Origin of the sequence: Sphingobium sp. B2D3A (assembly GCF_025961795.1) — a bacterium.
Taxonomy (GTDB): domain Bacteria; phylum Pseudomonadota; class Alphaproteobacteria; order Sphingomonadales; family Sphingomonadaceae; genus Sphingobium.
On the sequence record NZ_JAOQOI010000001.1, the window covers coordinates 2,142,074 to 2,159,791 of the forward strand.

Below are 17,718 nucleotides of genomic sequence, written 5' to 3' on the forward strand. Positions count from 1 at the left end.
TCAATCCCGTGCGGCAGGGGCGTAGCGCATCGTGCCGTCGCGCCAGTGGAGAACCAGCCCGTCGTCCTCGCGAGTCACCAGCGCATCGCGGAAAGCGGCAACGCCCATGTCATTGGGGGTGAGGATGATGTGGACGCGAAGATGCTCCTGCGCGGGCAGCGGGATCACCTCGGATTTGGTGCCGAAAAACACTTCGGAGACCTGAATCGAGCGCGGACGGCGTTTGCCTAAATCGCCGGTCCAGCCGTCGCTTTGGGTGTAGTCGGCGATGGTGTCGCCATCATCGAGGGTGAGCTCAAAATCGACGGCGGGTACGCCCGCTCCGTTGGGCCAGGTGACCAGCAGGGTGAACGGCTCGTTTCCGTTGCTAGCTACATCGGCGAGCGCAAAGGCTGCCGGCTTGGGGGTCGGCTCGGTGGTGAGGCGCAGGGTGCCGTCGTCCGCGCATTCCCAGCGACCGGCGGCCGATTCATCGACAGCGCCTGCGGTGAACATGTAGCGGAAGCGACCATCCGGGGCGATCTCCAGTGCTGAGGCTGCATCCGGCCCGGCATCGGCCATGAACAGCCCGGTCGGGCAGTCTTCGGCCATCGCCGGCGCAGTGCCGGCCAGCAGCGCAATCCCCAGCAAGGCCGTCCGCGCGATCATTGCGGATAGCTGATGGCGAGGATTTCCCATTCCTTGCTGCCGCCCGGCAGGTCGACGCGGCGCAGGTCGCCCACGGCAGCTCCTCTCAGGGCGCGCGCCAGCGGCGTATCCCAGCCGATCCGAGCGGCGCCGGCATCCGCCTCGTCATTGCCGACGATGGTAACACTGCGCTGATTGTCCTCCTCATCGGCGAGCGTGACCGTCGCGCCGAAGAAGATGCGGCTCTTGTCCGGCTGCTGCGCGGGTTCGACGATCTTGGCGAGCTTCATCCGCTGCGCCAGCCATTTCAGGCGTCGGTCGATCTCCCGCATCCGCTTGCGGCCATAGAGATAGTCGCCATTCTCGCTGCGATCGCCATTGCCGGCGGCCCAGCTGACGATCTCCACGATCTTGGGCCGTTCTTCCCCGAGAAGCTGGTCATATTCGGCGCGCAGCGCGGCAAAACCGCCCGGCGTGATGTAGTTCGGCCGAGGCAGCGCGCTCATTTGCCCCGGCGTTTCGGCCGCTTGCTGGCATACATCAGGGCTGCAGCGAGCGCCGCCGATCCGATGCCGACGCCGGCCCAGAAGGCCTTGGTCCCGCGCTTCTCGTCGGTCTCGGCGGCGTCGGCAGGTCCGGAAATGGACGTCGATGCGGGCGCGGAACTCGTCTCTCTTTCAGTCATGGTCTCTATTCTGTTCTGGGTCGAAAGGTCGGATTAGCTGGATGCGGACGGTCCTCAGCCGGGCAAGGACTTGCCCAGGAACCGGCTGAGCGGCGCCAAGTCGGCGGTGCTCTGCACGGGGCTCAGCATGTCATAGATCACTGCATTCTCCAGCACACGCTGCACATAATTGCGCGTTTCGAAAATGGGAATGTCCTCGATCCACTGGACCATGTCCACCCCGGGCAGCCGTGGGTCGCCATTGGATTGCAGCCAGCGGTTCACCCGGCCCATGCCGCCATTATAGGCGGCGATGGCGAGCGGGTAGCTGCCGTTGTAGTAGCGCAGCAGCTGCTGGAAGTAGGCACTGCCAAGCTGCACGTTATAGTTCGGGTCGTAGAGCGAGCTCTGGTTGAAGCTCATGCCGATCTTGCCCGCGACTTCGCGCGCGGTAGAGGGCAGCAGCTGCATCAGTCCATGCGCATTGGCGTGGGACACGATGGCCCGGTCGAACTGGCTTTCCTGCCGGGTGATCGCGTGGATCATCGTCCAATTGGAGCGGTCGCTCAGCGGCACATTCATGCGGGGGAAGCTGTAGTCCGGCGCGGCACTCAGACCATTGCGGCCGGCGCTGCGTGCGGCCATGACGCCCAGATCCGGGCGGCCGAGGACTTGCGCCAGTTCGCCGGCGAGGGCCAACTCCGTGTCCGTCTGCGCATTGTCGGCGATTGCGCGGATGAACAGTGACTGGTCGCGCGTCTGGCCGTTGCGCCCGAGCAGGCTGGCAGCGCGCACGACCGGTCGCGCCATGAATGCGGCGCGCTCACTGGCGCTGGGGCGCACGGCACTGGCGAGCGCATCGGGATTGACGCGGCGTTTGAGACGCTCGAGGGCGAGCTGGCCATAATATTGATCGGGATAGCTCCCGGCCTTTTCGAAATGCGCGGTCGCCTGCGCCTGCCGGCCCGCGGCCAGCGCAGCGCGCCCGGCCCAATAATGGCCCTTGGAGCTGGTCTGGCCCGATTTGGCGCCATTGGCATAGCGATCGAACATCGCTTCGGCGTCGACGGGGCGGTTCAGCTTGTTGAGCGCGATCATGCCCGCCAGCCATGTGAGGCTGGTATAATCATCGCGCACGCCCAGCGACTGCGCACTGATGTCCGTCCCGCGGGGGAAGGCATCGTCGACCTTGGAAGCGATAGCGAAGGCGGTGCTGAACTGATTGTCCGTGTTCGCGGCGCGGGCCTGCGCCAGCAGCACCTCATACCATTTTTCCGGGTCGGTCGGGCGTTGCATCAGCGCCGTGCGGTTGCCGAGCAGGCTGCGAGCGGCGGCGCTGTTGCCGCTATCGGTCAGCCAGCGTGCCTTGTCGGCGAGATAGCCGGCGTCCAGCATCCCGACCGGATCGGCCGGACCCATGAGGGCAGCGGCATCGGGCAATTTGCGCTGGAAGGCGATCCGCGCGGCAACAACGGCCTGACGGGTCACCGGCACGGAGGCGAGCAGGCGTTCGGCGATCTCCGGGCGGCGTTGCCACAAAGCTGAATCCGCGCGCCACAAATGATCTTCCGGTGTGAGGGCGGATGCGAACTGCATCCGCAGCCGGTCCTCCCATTTGGCGTCCATGGCGCCAGACGCCCAAGCGTCCCGCGCCATTTTCTGCGCCTCGCTTTGCTTGCCCATCCGCGCCAGCGTCAGCGCATGAATGGCCTTGGCCTGGGCGGAGCGTGCGGGATATTTGGCGAAGAAGGCGAGAATGACCGACGGCTCGTTGACGTCCGCATCCACACGCCGCTCGGCATAGGAGCGCAGTTTGGATTCCTCGGGCCAGCCGGGATTCGCGAGCAGGAAGTTGGCGTAGACCGAGAAATCGTGGCTGTCGCTCGACGCAATGCGGCGCCAGTTTTCAATCGCGTCGCGGGTGCGCGCTTCGTCATTGGCACCAGCGGCGAGGCGCTCCTGAACGGCCTGCCAGGTGACGGTCGGCGTGCTTTGCGAGGACGAAGCGGTCGTCGCTGCCGAGGCCATGGCCGCAACAAGAACGATAGCAGATAAGCGAAGGTCTTTTCCCATGGGAAGCATTATGGCAGAGCCTCGATGATCGAACGGTGAACGGGCGCGTGCATTTGCCCCACTATGCCTGTCCGAGCGCGCGCTTTGAAGGAGTTTTTTCATATGTTTTCCGGCTCGATTCCGGCACTGATCACCCCGTTCCGTAATGACAAGCTGGATGAGGACGCATTCCGCAGCTTCGTGGACTGGCAAATCGAGGAGGGATCGAGCGCCCTCGTGCCGTGCGGAACGACCGGTGAAAGCGCCACGATGACCATCGAGGAGCATAATCGCGTCGTGCGGATCTGCGTCGAGCAGGCCGCCGGGCGCGTGCCGGTTATTGCCGGGGCCGGGTCCAACGACACCCGGATCGCGCTGGAACATATGTTCGCCGCGCAGGCCGCCGGCGCCGATGCCGCGCTGGTCGTCGCGCCCTATTACAACAAGCCGAGCCAGGAGGGGCTGTACCAGCATTTCGCCTATCTGGCGTCGCGCTGCGATCTGCCCATCGTACTCTACAATATTCCGGGCCGCTCCATCGTGGATATCGGCGTGCCGGTGTTGCACCGGCTGGTCGAGGAATTTCCGAGCATCGTGGGCCTTAAGGATGCGACCGGGAATATCGGCCGGGTGACCGCCCAGCGCCTCGCCTGCGGGGCGGACTGGTGCCAGCTGTCCGGCAATGACGAAACGGCGCTGGCGTTCAACGCCATGGGTGGCCGGGGCTGCATCTCGGTCACGGCCAATGTCGCGCCGCGTCTGTGCGCCGATTTCCAGAATGCCTGCCTTGAGGATCGCTGGAAGGACGCGCTGGCGCTGCAGGACCGGCTCTATCCGCTTCACGATGCGCTCTTCACCGATTCTTCACCGGGGCCCATCAAATATGCGCTGTCGCGGGTGCGACCGGAGATGCCGTGCGAGCTGCGGCTGCCGATAACATGGCCATCAGGTGCCTCGCGTGCGACGGTAGACCGCGCTCTTGAGATCGCGGGGCTGGTTTAGGCCGGTCACATCGCCTAAATCTGGCGCTCATTACAGAAAGATTCCGATGGCTCGCCCGCGCCCTGCGACATTCAACAAGGTCAAGACCGTGGCCGAGAACCGGCGCGCCCGTTTCGATTACGCGATTGAGGACGTTTACGAAGCGGGCATCATGCTGCGCGGGACCGAGGTCAAATCGCTGCGCTTTGGCGATGGCTCGATCACCGAGAGCTATGCCGAGGTGAAGGACGACGAGATCTGGCTGATCAACAGCAACATCCCCGAGTTCAGCCACGGCAACCGCTTCAATCATGAGCCCAAGCGCCCCCGCAAGCTGCTGCTGCGCGAGCGGGAGATTGCCAAGCTGCACGGCGCCGTCGCCCGGCAGGGCATGACGCTGGTGCCGTTGAGCGTCTATTTCAACGAGCGCGGCAAGGCCAAGGTCGAGCTGGCGCTGGCCAAGGGCAAGAACGTCCGCGACAAGCGGGAAACCGCCAAGGAGCGCGACTGGAAGCGCGAACAGGGCCGCATCATGCGGGAGCGGGGCTGATGCCCAAGCGCCGGCTGATCAAGGCTTTCCGCGCGTCCATGCCCAGCCGGGAGAGTCTGGCGGAAAACCGGTTCGTCAAGCCGGTGGCGCATCGCGTGCTGGCCCCCGAGCTGTGGCGCTTCACCCGCAGGTCCGTGCCGCGCGGCGTGGCGTTGGGCTTGCTCGTCGGCATCTTCCTGCTGATCCCCGGGCTGCAGATTGCCGGCGCGGCGCTGCTGGCGCTGCCGTTCCGCGCGAATGTGCCGCTGGCCGCTGCGATGACCTTCCTGTCCAATCCCGCGACGACGCCTTTCATCCTCGCTGCATCCTATTATGTCGGCGCGACCATGTTGGGGCGCTCCGGCGATGTCAGTCAGGTGATGGCGCTCATTCATCACGAGGCTGGGCTGGCGGAATGGACGGCCTGGCTGCTGTCATCGACAGCACCGGTGCTGCTGTTCGGCCTGTTCGTCGTGTCGGTCGTCTCGGCCGCAATCGGCTATTTCGTCTCCTCCTGGCTGTGGAAGAGCCGCATCGGGCGGAAGTGGCGCGGGCGTCAGGCGGGCCGCTCCGAAAGCACTGAGACCGGAGGCGACGGGATTTTGCCGCTGGGAGGGCAGATTTCGTGAGCGATGGGGGAGCGAATGCGCGCAATGGCGATTTGCTCAATCTGACGGCAAATCAACCGCGCTTCCCCCTGCTGCTGCTCGTCGCTCTGGTCGCGCTGCTGGCGGGCGCGCCGCTGTTATGGCTGTTCGGCGATCCAGCCGTGGGCGCCGTGTTCGGGGCGTCCGTGCTCGCGGTGTCCGCGCTACTCTGGGTGACGCAGCGCAGCCTCGCGCCGGTCGTGCCGGCTCTCCCTGCGGACCCGGACTGGACGCTGATCCGCGCGGCGGCAAATGCAGCCGGCTGCGCCATCGCCCTGACCGACCGGACGGGCCGCATGGTGTGCGCCAATGATCATTATGGCGACTGGTTCGGTGGCTATCCCGCGCCCGCCGAGATCGACATTTCCCCGAGCGATCTGAACCGCGTGGCGCAAGCCGGGCAGGCGGCCTGGCGCGAGGGCGAAATCACCGTGCGCGGCATATTGCGCGGCAGCCTCCATCTCGATCTGCAGGTGACGCGCACCGGGCGGGCGGATGACTATCTGCTCTGGCGGTTCGAGAGCGTTCAGCAGGCCAGCATCGTCGATGATTTCGGCCGCATCATGGCGGGCGAGGCGGGCGAGCGCCTGTCCGATTCCGGCGTGATGTGCGTGATGATCGGTGGGGAAGGGCGCATCCGCGCGGCCAATCCCGCCTTCATCCTGCGCGCGACTGGGCGTGCGGACAGCATCATCGAAGGTCGCGACTTCGCCGGCTATATGCGCGTTGACGCCGAGGGCCGCATCTACTTCGCGCAGGAAGAAAAGCAGGCGGTGCCGATCCGCATGATCCAGGTGCCGCTGCGCCCGGACGACCCCTCCGGCCAGATCGTGCTGGTCATGGTGGATGAGAGCGTCTCGGCGGTGGAGGGCATTTCCAGCCTCGCTTATGTCGAAGCCCTGCTCTCGCTGCTGCCCTTCGGCCTCGGCATGGCCGACCGGGAAGGGCGGCTGCTGTTCTTCAACAAGGCTTTCGGTCGCGCTGCCGGCATCCCTCCCGGCGAAAAGCCGAGCTATCCGGGCGATATCGTGGTGGTGGAGGATCGCGCCGCCGTGGCCGACACCATCCGCCGCTTTGCCAATGGCCCGCAAATGTCCGGCGATATGCAGGTCGGCCTGCTCGGTGCGCCGGACGAGCCGGTGTCCCTGAGCCTTGCCGGGGTGAGGGGGCTGGGCGAGGCCGCCGTGCTGCTGAGCCTCAAGGACAATAGCGAGGAATCGCGCCTCAAGCGTCAGGTCGCCCAGCAGACCAAGATGCAGGCGGTCGGCCAGCTTGCCGGCGGCGTGGCGCATGATTTCAACAATATCCTGACCGCGATCATCGGCCATTGTGATCTGATGTTGATGCGCCACACGCCCGGCGATAGCGACTATGACGACATCCAGCAGGTCAAGGCCAATTCCAACCGCGCAGCCTCGCTGACGCGCCAGCTTCTCGCCTTCTCGCGCCAGCAGACTTTGCGTCCGCAAGTGCTGCAATTGCCCGATGTCGTGTCCGAGGTCTCCAGCCTGCTCAAGCGGCTGCTCGGCGAGAATATCCGGCTGGAGGTCTTCCACGGCCGCAATCTCGGCCATGTTCGTGCCGACCCCGGCCAGCTCGAGCAGGTCATCGTTAATCTGGTGGTGAACGCGCGCGATGCGATGCCGGAGGGCGGCACGGTGACCGTCCGCACCTTCCCCGTCTCTGCCGCCGATGTGCGCGAGATGAAGAACGAGATCATGCCCATCGGCGACTATACGGGCCTCAGCATCTCGGACACCGGCACCGGCATCCCGCCCGAGGTGCTGGGCAAGATTTTCGAGCCCTTCTTCACCACGAAGTCGGTCGGCAAGGGCACCGGGCTCGGGCTCTCGACCGTCTACGGCATCGTCAAGCAGTCCAACGGGTTCATCTTCTCCGATTCGACCGTGGGGCACGGCACCACGTTCAACATCTATCTGCCGGTGCACGCGGTCGCCTCGGAAGGCATGTCGTCCCCCGTGGCCCCGCGCAAGGCGGCGGTCAGCGAGACATGGGGCACCGGCACCATCCTGCTGGTCGAGGATGAGGACATGGTGCGCAACGTGGCCGAGCGTGCGCTGGCCCGGCAGGGTTACACCGTCGTCACCGCCTCCGATGGCGAGCAGGGTCTGGCGCGGCTTGCCGAAGCAGAGCGAATCGATCTGCTGATTTCCGACGTGGTGATGCCGGGGATGGATGGCCCGACCATGGTCCGCCATGTCCGGGAGAGCCATCCTGACATCCCGGTGCTGTTCATGTCCGGCTATGCCGAGGAGCAGCTTCGCAAGTCCATCGACATCGAGAATGTGGCTTTCCTGCCCAAGCCCTTCTCGGTCTCCCAACTCGCCGAGGCCGCGCGCGATGTGCTGGCGAGCGCCCGCCAGGGCGATCCGCAGGATGATGCGACCGCCCGCGCATAACACGGCCTTAGCCGTCCTTCGGCTAACGATATCGTAACCACGCCACTGCTAGTCCCGCTCCGTGGGCGCCGGGCAGACGCCCGGTATCTTTCAGGGGTGATGGTATTCATGAGTCGCGTTGAAACGATCCTGCGGGCGCGCAGCACGCGCATTGCGCTGGCGGTGGCCTTGCTGAGCACGGGTGCTATCGGCTTTGCGCCTTATGTGTTCAACGATGTGTCGACGCAGGCGGCGGTGAACGCGCCGATCATCCGCCTGACCGCGGCGGCGGACGGAACAGTGGCGGCGCTGCCCGCCGATGGCCAGTATTTCATGAAGCCGACGCCCGTGCATCTGCTCGATCTCTCGCAGGACACCGGCGAGGTCGCGGAACTCAAGGCCCGGGCCGAAATTGCCCTCGCGCAGATCGATCTCGCCAAGCGCCAGCTCGGGGAGCTGACCGCGCAGGAGGTCCGGCTGGGGCGCCGGGCCACGGTGTTCTCCAACGCCACGACGGCGCGCCTCTCCGAGGATCAATCTGCCGCTGGCGCTGCTTTGTCCGGTTGCCAGGCCGAGCGGACGGAGCTTCGCGCCAGTCTCGCCCGCGCGCGCCAGCTCTCCGAGCAGGGCTTCATGTCTGCCTCCGGCGTGGAAAAGGCCAGCGCCTTGCTCGCCGCGAAGGACAGCGAGTGCAGCGGCCTTGGGGCCAAGATCCAGTCCATCGGCATTGCCCGCAACGCCGCGCGCGCCGGGGTGTTCCTGGGCGACAGCTATAATGACGCGCCCTATGCCGTGCAGCAGGCCGACCGGGTGGTGCTCCAGCGCCAGACCATCGAAAAGATGCTCACCGACGCCAATGCCGAATATACCCAGACGCAGCTTCGGCTGAAGGATGCGCAGGCTCGCGCCAATTATGTGGCCCCGGCTGGCACGCTGGTCTGGGCGACCACCGCCAGTTCCGGCACCTCCATTCGAGCCGGTGAGCCGGTTGTCGATCTGGTCGATTGCCGCCGACGCTTCGTGCAGGTGGCCTTGCCCGAGCGCAAGGCGGAGGTGATCCACGCCGGCTCGCCCGCGAACATCCGCATGATTGGCGCGAGCGAGTGGATGAAGGGCCGGGTCATCGCGATCACCGGCGCCGCCGGTCGCCGGCAGGAAGGCCTGCTCGCCGCATCGACCTATTCCCTGCCGGAAGCGCGCGAGATCATCGTCGATGTTGCGCTGCCCGAGCAGGTGCCGGCCAAGGCCGATGCCGCGCGCAAATGCGATGTGGGGCGTCTGGCCGAGGTGCGGTTCAGCCGCAGCCTCTAAGCCCTATGACCGACGTCGCTTTCACGGCGCCCTGGGCCTCGCTGGCGCTGGTGCTGGGCGCCTTCGTCATATTTGGCGGGCTATGGCCGTCGCGCGTTGGCATCGTGGCGACGATTGCCGCGGCTATCGTCAATTATCTGCACTGGCGGATTTTCTATACGATCCCCTGGGGCGGCAGCTTCAGCGAGCTTTGGTGGCCGGTCTCCTGCCTGATCGTGGAGGTGCTGGCGCTGTTCGACGCCGGCATTCTTCTGGCGATTCTCTCGCGCCCGACGGACCGCTCGGCTGAAGCCGATGCGGGGGAAGCCCGCCTGCGGGCTTTATGGGCGGAGAACGCCGATCTTCTGCCCCCCGTGGACGTCTTCATCGCGACCTATAATGAACCGCGCGAGGTGCTAGAGAAGACGATTCTCGGCTGCCTCGCGATGGATTGGCCGGAGGCGCGCGTCTGGGTGCTGGATGACGGGCGGCGTCCCTGGGTGCAGGATATGTGCCTCGCCAAGGGCGCCGGGTACATCACCCGGCCTGACAACAAGGGCGCCAAGGCTGGCAATATCAACCATGGCCTCACCCAGACGAATGCGCCGTTCGTCGCCGTGTTCGATGCCGACTTCGTGCCTCAGCGCGATTTCCTCATCCGTACCATGGGCTTTTTCGAGAATGAGAAGATCGGAATCGTCCAGATTCCGCACAGCTTCTACAATCACGATCCCATGCAGACCAATCTTGGCCTGCAGCAGGCTATGCCGGATGATCAACGCTTCTTCTTCGAGGCGATCATGCCGGGCCGCGATGGCTGGGATGCCTCCTTCTGCTGCGGCTCCAACTCGGTGACGCGCCGGGCGATCTTCGACGAGATCGGCGGCGGCCTGCCCGAGGGCTCGATCACCGAGGATATGCTGCTGACCCTCGCCAGCCTGCGCAAGGGGTACATCACGCGCTATCTCAACGAGCCGCTGGCTTATGGCCTCGCGCCGGAGAGCACCGCTGCCTTCTTCGTCCAGCGCCAGCGCTGGGCGCAGGGCGCGATCCAGATTCTCTATCTCAACCATGGCCCGCTGGGGGGCACGCTGAAGCTCCGCTATCGGCTGCTGTTCCTTCCCTCCGCGTGGGTGACGCAGGGCCTGCAATCGGTCTTCACAATCCTCGCGCCGATTCTGTTCGCGCTGTTCAATCTGGCGCCGATGGTCGGAGTCGATTTGCCGGGCATTATCTTCTTCCTTCTGCCGATGATCGTCGCGCTGCTCGGTGGCATCAGCATGCTGGCCCCGGGCCGCTATTATCCGCTCGCGGCGCAGATCCTGTCCGTTTTCCAGACCTTCCGCATCCTGCCTGCCGCGCTCAAGACGCTGATCGCGCCGAAGGGGCTGACCTTCAAGGTGACGCCCAAGGGCTCCGGCTCCAAGGGCGGCAAGCGCGGGCCGGGCGATTATGTGCTGTTCGCGTCGCTCACCCTCATGGCGGCGAGTCTGGCCAGCCTCGCCATCAACATGCTGCCCGATTATCGCATTGTCACGCAGGATGGCCTGCTGCCGGTCGTGGCCTTCTGGCTGGCGTTCAACATGGTGATGCTGCTGCTGGTGGCGATGATGTGCCTGGAGAAGCCGCGTGTGCGCGGCGAGGAGCGCTTCGACCTGCGCCAGACGGTGACGCTGATCGGCGACAACGGGCAGATGCTCAGCGCCTCAAGGGGGGATATCTCCATCTCGGGCATCGGCCTGCATCTCGATGCGCCGAGCGGTTTCGCGGTGGGTGAAAGGGTGCAGATCGTGCTGCCGGATGTCGGAATATTGCGCGGCGAGGTGCGCTATTCGGCGCGCCGGATCGGCATCCTGTTCGATTTTCATTCCGAGGAAATCCGCGACCGGCTGATCGTCTCGCTGTTCACCAACGGTATGAACGTGAATGCGCAACGTCCCTCGGCGCTGGCCGTGGCCGGCGCGATCGTTCGGCGGCTCTGGTCGGCAGACCTCAGCATCCGCGCCCAGGTCGCATCCGCGCCGGAAGCTCCGGAGGTGCCGGTCGAGAAACTCAGCGCCGCCACGCGCTGCATCGTGCCCGGCAAGCGGCCGGATTTGCGCGGTCCGGTACTGCTGACGGCGGAGGAGGGGGCTTCCCTCGCCGCTGCCAAGGTTGCGGTCGTGCCGGTCCCGGCGGAAGGTCCGCGCCGGTTCGCCTGACCTGCGTTCTTAAATTTCGTTCCCCTCTTGTTCCATAAGAACAAATAGGATACATGGCTCTTGTGACTTTCGGTTCACGAGGATTTGACTTCCATGGGGAGCAGGCACATGACGGCGAGCTTGAAGCTTATCGACGGCGAGAAGAACGTGGGAACCATGGAACGGCAGAAAGCACTCGAAGCAGCACTGGCGCAGATCGATCGCGCCTTCGGCAAGGGCTCGGCGATGAAGCTGGGCTCCAAGGAGGCGATGCAGGTCGAGGCGATTTCCACCGGCAGCCTGGGCCTTGATATCGCGCTTGGCGTCGGCGGCCTGCCGCGCGGTCGCGTGATCGAGGTCTATGGCCCGGAAAGCTCGGGCAAGACCACGCTGGCGCTCCATGTGATCGCCGAGGCGCAGAAGACGGGCGGCACGGCGGCCTTTATCGACGCCGAACATGCGCTCGATCCGGTCTATGCTCGCAAGCTGGGCGTGAACATCGATGAGTTGATCGTCTCGCAGCCGGATACCGGCGAGCAGGCCCTGGAGATCACCGATACGCTGGTGCGCTCCAACGCCATCGACGTGCTGGTCGTCGATTCGGTCGCGGCGCTGGTGCCTCGCGCCGAGATCGAGGGTGAGATGGGCGATAGCCATGTCGGCCTGCAGGCGCGCCTCATGTCGCAATCGCTGCGCAAACTGACCGGCTCGATCAGCCGCTCGCGCTGCATGGTGATCTTCATCAACCAGCTGCGCATGAAGATCGGCGTGATGTACGGCAATCCGGAGACGACCACGGGCGGTAATGCCTTGAAGTTCTACGCCTCTGTCCGCCTCGACATTCGCCGGACCGGTCAGATCAAGGATCGTGACGATATCGTCGGCAACGCCACGCGCGTGAAGGTGGTCAAGAACAAGGTCGCGCCGCCGTTCAAGCAGGTCGAGTTCGACATCATGTATGGCGAAGGCATTTCCAAGGTCGGCGAGATTTTGGACCTTGGCGTCAAGGCCGGCGTGGTCGAGAAGTCGGGCGCGTGGTTCTCCTATGATTCCGTCCGGATCGGGCAGGGACGTGAGAACGCCAAGAACTTCCTGCGTGAAAATCCCGAGATGATGGACAAGCTGGAGCGCACCATCCGCGCGCGCACTGAGGCTGTGGCCGAGGGCATGATGACCGGGCCGGACAGTGACGAGGCAAGCGAGGATTGATCTTTTTGGGAACCTGATCGTGCACAAACGCGGTCAGGTCGTCGTCTGCGGTGGCGTCGCATGAGGGACGCGCTGTGCAGTTCGAGCGATCGTGAAGCTGCGCTTGCGACTGGCGATCGGATTTTGGTCGCGATTTTCCGTTCACTCACCGCTTGTCGGCGGCTGCGGCTTCCCCTAATCGCTCGTCCATGACGTCGACCAACGATATCCGCCGCGCGTTCCTCGATTATTTCGGGGCCAATGGTCATGAGATCGTGCCTTCCGCGCCGCTCGTGCCCAATAACGATCCCACGCTCATGTTCGTGAACGCCGGCATGGTGCCGTTCAAGAATGTGTTCACGGGACTTGAGAGCCGCCCCTACAAGACGGCGACCTCGTCTCAGAAATGCGTGCGGGCGGGCGGCAAGCACAACGATCTCGATAATGTCGGCTACACCGCGCGGCACCTCACCTTCTTCGAGATGCTCGGCAATTTCTCGTTCGGCGATTATTTCAAGGAACGCGCCATCGAGTTGGCGTGGACGTTCGTCACGCGCGAACTCGGCCTGCCCAAGGATCGGCTGCTGGTCACGGTCTATCACACCGATGACGAGGCTTTTGGTTACTGGAAGAAGATCGGCCTTCCGGACGAGCGCATCATCCGCATCGCGACCAAAGACAATTTCTGGTCGATGGGCGATGATGGCCCATGCGGCCCCTGTTCCGAGATCTTCTACGATCATGGTCCGGATGTGCCCGGTGGGCCTCCGGGTTCGCCCGATGAAGATGGCGATCGGTTCGTCGAGATCTGGAATCTCGTCTTCATGCAGTTCGAGCAGCTGGGCGGCGAAATCGTCGGCGATTTGCCGCGTCCCTCCATCGACACCGGCATGGGCCTCGAACGCGCGGCTACGGTCATTCAGGGCGTGCATAGCGTCTTCGATACCGACCAGTTCCGGGCTCTGATCGATCTGTCCGCCACGCTGACCAAGACGTCGGCAAAAGGCGAGCAGGCCGCCAGCCACCGCGTCATTGCCGACCATTTGCGTTCGGCGGGCTTCCTGATTGCCGATGGCGTGCTGCCGGCCAATGAGGGGCGCGGTTATGTGCTGCGGCGGATCATGCGCCGCGCCATGCGTCATGCGCATCTGCTGGGCGCCGCCGAGCCGCTGATGCACCGCCTGGTTGGCGGTCTCAGCGCGGAAATGGGCGCGGCCTTCCCGGAATTGATCCGCGCCCAACCGCTGATTGAGGAAACACTGCTGCGCGAGGAAACTCGGTTCCGGCAGACGCTCGACAAGGGGCTCAAGCTGCTGGACGAAGCCGTGGCCGGCTTGCCGACAGGTGCGACGCTGCCCGGTGACACAGCGTTCAAGCTCTATGACACCTACGGCTTCCCTTACGATCTGACCGAAGACGCGCTGCGCGCCCAGGGCCTCACCGTCGACCGCTCCGGCTTCGACGCGGCCATGGCTGCCCAAAAGGCCGCCGCGCGCGCTGCGTGGAAGGGTTCGGGGCAGAAGGCATCAGAAGACGTCTGGTTCGATATCGCCGAGAGCGAAGGATCGACCGAGTTTACAGGCTATCTGAGCGAAGCCGGTGAGGGTCGCGTCGTCGCGCTGGTCAGGGATGGCGCCCGTGTCGAGCAGGCGCAGGCTGGCGAGAGCGTGACCATCGTCACCAATCAGACGCCCTTTTATGGTGAGAGCGGCGGCCAGGCAGGCGATACCGGTCGGATCAGCAAGTCAGATGGGCTGTCCGCGACTGTCTCGGACACCGCCAAGCCCCTGGGCCGTCTTCACGCCCATCAGGCGAGCATCGATGCCGGGCGAATCGCCATTGGCGATATCGTCCACATGGAGGTCGATGCCGCCCGCCGCGCGCGCGTGCGCGCCAATCACAGCGCCACCCACCTGTTGCACGCCGCGCTCCGCAAGACGCTCGGCCCGCATGTGACCCAGAAGGGCAGCCTCGTCGCGGAAGACCGGCTGCGCTTCGACTTCTCGCATCCCGAGGCGCTCACGCCGGCGCAGATCGCGCGGGTCGAGGCCGATGTGAACGCGCAAATTCGCGGCAATGCCGAGGTCAGCACGCGCCTCATGTCGCCGGACGATGCGATTGCCGCCGGCGCCATGGCGCTGTTCGGCGAGAAATATGGCGACGAAGTGCGCGTGCTCTCCATGGGCACGGGCGACGAGGGCACCTATTCGGTCGAGCTGTGCGGCGGCACTCACGTGCGCGCGCTGGGCGACATCGCGCTCTTCAAGATCGTGGGCGAAAGCGCGGTTGCCAGTGGTGTCCGCCGGATCGAGGCGCTGACCGGGGAGGCCGCGCGCCTGTGGCTCACGCAACGCGACGAGCAATTGCGCGCCATCGCCACGACCTTGCGGACGACGCCCGAGGATGCGACGGCCCGCGTGGCCGCGCTGGCCGAGCAGAGCCGCAAGCTGGAGCGCGAGCTGGCCGAAGCCAAGAAGGCGCTCGCACTGGCCGGCGCATCGGGCGGCGGCGCTTCGGCTGAGGCTGCGCCCGAGATCGTCAATGGCTACAAGGTTCTCGCCCAGCAATTCGATGGGCTCGACCCCAAGGGGCTGCGCGGCCTGGTGGATGACGCCAAGGGCCGGCTTGCCAGCGGCATCGCCGTCGTCATCGCGGTGAATGACGGGCGCGCGAGCATCGCGGCCGGCGTGACAGACGATCTGACCGGCACGTTCAGCGCTGTCGATCTGGTTCGTCTCGGCGTGGCTGCGCTGGGCGGGCAGGGCGGCGGCGGTCGCCCGGATATGGCGCAGGGTGGCGGCTCGGACGGTTCGGCTGCCCCGGCGGCGATCGAGGCGATCAAGGCGCGCATCGCGCAGGGCTAACGGGGCGCTGAACGGGGGAGGGCAGACCTCTCGGTCCGGCCGGCTCCTGTGTGGGAAACGATCCATGACGCCGAAGTCGCTCATTACATATCCCATCCACCTCGCGCGGGGCGGCAAGGCCGTGGCACAGCCGGCCATGACCTCCGATCCGGCATGGTATGCCGCCTATGACGCACGCCATGGCGGCGATGGCGCAGATGGCTGCCTGGTCAGCGCCTATCGTTTCAGCAGCAATTGGTCGATGTGGGAGCGGCATCCGCTCGGCGACGAAATCGTGTATTGCATCGCCGGTGCCGTGACGCTGCGGCAGCGCGGCGAGGATGGGACGGAAACCCATGTTGCGCTCTCCGCCGGCGACTATGCGATCAACCCCGCCAATGTCTGGCACACTGCGGATGCTGCCGGAGAGGTGGAACTGCTGTTCATCACCCCGGGCAGCGGAACCGAGCACGAGCCGCGCTAGCGGCGGCCTGCGTTCAGGCGGGACCGTTCGCTTCCCCCAGCCGTCGACTCCGCAGCCGCGGCGCGACGTCGAGTTCCGCCGCCGCCTTGATCTCATTCTGCAGGTCTTCGCGCTTTTGGTGCACGGACGCGATCACGGGCCCCATGGGCAGGCCGAGGTCCACCAGCGCGGTCTCGGCGAGATGCAGTGAGCTTTCCAGCGTCTCCGGCACAGCGTCGCTTGCGCCGGCCCGATAGAGTTGCGCGGCGTGGGTGGTGTCCCGTGCCCGCACGATGATCGGCAGATCGTCCAGCCAGCCCCGCACGCGATTGGTGACGCGCATCGCCAGCACCGGGTCGTCCATGGTGATGATGAGCGCCTGCGCGCGCCCGAGTCTCAGGCGATCGAGCGTGTCCGGGCGCGACACATCGCCGAACTGGACGGTGTAGCCCTCCGCCCGGGCCTGCGCGACAATATCGATATCATTCTCCACTGCCACATAGGGCACCTCATGCACGCGCAGGAGATCGGCAACAGTGCGGCCGACGCGGCCGAAGCCGAGGATGATGGCGGCGCGCGCATTGTCGTCAGTGTCGGTGCTATCCGGCTCCAGCGCATCCCGCTCGACCCGCCGGGCCATGCGATGCCCGAATTTGGCGAGGATGGGCGTGAGCGTAAGGCCGATGGCGGTGGCCATTTGCCAGAACGCCGCCGTTCCGGGGCTGATGAGATTGGCCGTCACGGCGCTCGCCAGCACGATGAGCGTCGTTTCCGACGGGCTGCCCATCAGGATACCGGTTTCCAGCGCCACCCCGCGCCGCGCGCCCGCAAGCCGCAGCAGCAGGCTGGTCACCGCCACCTTGGCCAGCACGACGCCGGTGATCGCGAGCAGCAACCCATCCCATTGCGCGACCAGAGCCACGGGATCGATCGCCATGCCCACGGTGATCAGGAAGACGCCCAGCGCCAAGCCCTTGAACGGCTCGGTCATGCCCTCGACTTGGCCGTGATAGTCGGTTTCCGCGATCAGGATGCCCGCGACCAGCGCGCCGACGATGGGCGAGAGGCCTGCCGCTGTGGTGAGCAGGCTGGAGACCATCACCACGAGCAGGCTTGCCGCTAGAAAGACCTCGGGCCGCTTGGCGCGCGCCGCCTGTGCGAACAGCCGCGGCAGCATGAACCGCCCCCCGATCAGCAAGGCGAGCACGGCGAGACCCCCGGTCAACAGGACGGTGGCAAGATTTTCCCAACCATCGTCCGCAACATTGGGCGCCATGGCACCAAGCGCGAAGACGATGGGCACGAGTGCCAGATCCTCAAAGAGCAACATGCCGAACGCGGATTTGCCAACCGCCGAATGGGTGCCGGCGATCGGCATGACGAGCGCCGTCGAGGAGAGGGAGAGGGCAAGGCCCAGGCCGATGGCGGCATACAGGCTGCTACCGAGCAGCAGCATCCCGCCACCGATCAGCGTGGCGCTGCCGAGCAGTTCCGCCGCACCGATGCCGAAGACGAATTTGCGCATCGACCACAGGCGTTTGAACGACAGTTCCAGGCCGATAGAGAAAAGCAGCATGACGATGCCGAGTTCGGCAAAGGCGGTGATCGCCGATTCCCGCGAAATCGTAACATGGGCGAGCGCCGGATAGGCGCTGACGAACCGGCCGAGACCGAAGGGGCCGACCAGCAGCCCGACGAGGATGAAGCCGATGATCGGGCTGATGCGGAAGCGCGCGAAGGCGGGGATCACGAGGCCTGCCGCGCCGAGAATGACCAGCGCCTCGTTGAAGGTCTGGCTGCCGAACGTGCCGTGGATCATCGGATCAGTCCGCTCGGGCGAGTGGGCGGGAGGCCA

General features: G+C 65.4%; 14 protein-coding genes. 9 read left to right on the plus strand and 5 right to left on the minus strand.

The annotated features are described in order from the left end of the window. Genes M2337_RS09975 through M2337_RS09990 form a run of 4 tightly spaced genes read right to left on the minus strand, consistent with a single transcriptional unit; the run spans position 1 to position 3,319 of the window. Complete coding sequence (locus M2337_RS09975; protein WP_264570107.1) at positions 1 to 648, minus strand: hypothetical protein; 648 nt, start codon at positions 646 to 648, stop codon at positions 1 to 3. Then, positions 645 to 1,133 carry a transcription elongation factor GreB gene (gene greB / locus M2337_RS09980; protein WP_181559438.1) on the minus strand — a complete coding sequence of 163 codons (489 nt, stop codon included), beginning with the start codon at positions 1,131 to 1,133 and terminating at the stop codon, positions 645 to 647. The genes M2337_RS09975 and greB overlap by 4 nt, the downstream gene beginning before the upstream one ends. Then, positions 1,130 to 1,312, minus strand: coding sequence for a hypothetical protein (locus M2337_RS09985; RefSeq protein ID WP_264570108.1), 183 nt, complete (start codon positions 1,310 to 1,312; stop codon positions 1,130 to 1,132). The genes greB and M2337_RS09985 overlap by 4 nt, the downstream gene beginning before the upstream one ends. Positions 1,313 to 1,366: 54 nt before the next feature. Next, the gene (locus tag M2337_RS09990; RefSeq protein WP_264570109.1) at positions 1,367 to 3,319 is read right to left on the minus strand and encodes a lytic transglycosylase domain-containing protein; all 1,953 of its coding nucleotides are present in this window, start codon (positions 3,317 to 3,319) and stop codon (positions 1,367 to 1,369) included. Positions 3,320 to 3,466: 147 nt separating this feature from the next. Here M2337_RS09990 and dapA point away from each other — a divergent pair, with 147 nt between their 5' ends. From dapA to M2337_RS10035, 9 genes are all read left to right on the plus strand, one after another. Further along, complete coding sequence (dapA, locus tag M2337_RS09995) at positions 3,467 to 4,345, plus strand: 4-hydroxy-tetrahydrodipicolinate synthase (protein ID WP_264570110.1); 879 nt, start codon at positions 3,467 to 3,469, stop codon at positions 4,343 to 4,345. A 46-nt stretch (positions 4,346 to 4,391) separates the two neighbouring features. Further along, positions 4,392 to 4,874, plus strand: coding sequence for an SsrA-binding protein SmpB (gene smpB, locus M2337_RS10000; RefSeq protein WP_264570111.1), 483 nt, complete (start codon positions 4,392 to 4,394; stop codon positions 4,872 to 4,874). Then, a complete protein-coding gene (locus M2337_RS10005) occupies positions 4,874 to 5,482 on the plus strand; it encodes a DUF2062 domain-containing protein (RefSeq protein ID WP_181559443.1) in 609 nt (202 codons plus the stop codon). The genes smpB and M2337_RS10005 overlap by 1 nt, the downstream gene beginning before the upstream one ends. Further along, positions 5,479 to 7,920: a response regulator gene (locus M2337_RS10010; protein WP_413716194.1), complete on the plus strand. Its 2,442-nt coding sequence runs from the start codon at positions 5,479 to 5,481 to the stop codon at positions 7,918 to 7,920. The genes M2337_RS10005 and M2337_RS10010 overlap by 4 nt, the downstream gene beginning before the upstream one ends. 108 nt (positions 7,921 to 8,028) lie before the next feature. Continuing rightward, positions 8,029 to 9,210 carry an HlyD family efflux transporter periplasmic adaptor subunit gene (locus tag M2337_RS10015; RefSeq protein ID WP_181559444.1) on the plus strand — a complete coding sequence of 394 codons (1,182 nt, stop codon included), beginning with the start codon at positions 8,029 to 8,031 and terminating at the stop codon, positions 9,208 to 9,210. Positions 9,211 to 9,215: 5 nt separating this feature from the next. Beyond that, positions 9,216 to 11,390 (plus strand): glycosyltransferase, encoded by a 2,175-nt coding sequence (locus M2337_RS10020; protein ID WP_264570112.1) that lies wholly within the window; start codon positions 9,216 to 9,218, stop codon positions 11,388 to 11,390. 108 nt (positions 11,391 to 11,498) lie between these two features. Next, positions 11,499 to 12,578: a recombinase RecA gene (gene recA, locus M2337_RS10025; protein WP_181559446.1), complete on the plus strand. Its 1,080-nt coding sequence runs from the start codon at positions 11,499 to 11,501 to the stop codon at positions 12,576 to 12,578. Positions 12,579 to 12,766: 188 nt separating this feature from the next. Continuing rightward, positions 12,767 to 15,421: an alanine--tRNA ligase gene (gene alaS / locus M2337_RS10030; RefSeq protein WP_264570113.1), complete on the plus strand. Its 2,655-nt coding sequence runs from the start codon at positions 12,767 to 12,769 to the stop codon at positions 15,419 to 15,421. Between the two features lie 64 nt (positions 15,422 to 15,485). Further along, on the plus strand, positions 15,486 to 15,884 hold the full coding sequence (locus tag M2337_RS10035) for a cupin domain-containing protein (RefSeq protein ID WP_264570114.1): 399 nt from the start codon (positions 15,486 to 15,488) through the stop codon (positions 15,882 to 15,884). Between the two features lie 13 nt (positions 15,885 to 15,897). Here the strand turns inward: M2337_RS10035 and M2337_RS10040 are convergent, their stop codons facing one another. Further along, positions 15,898 to 17,682, minus strand: a complete 1,785-nt coding sequence (locus M2337_RS10040; RefSeq protein WP_264570115.1) for a cation:proton antiporter — start codon at positions 17,680 to 17,682, stop codon at positions 15,898 to 15,900. Positions 17,683 to 17,718 lie beyond the last annotated feature (36 nt).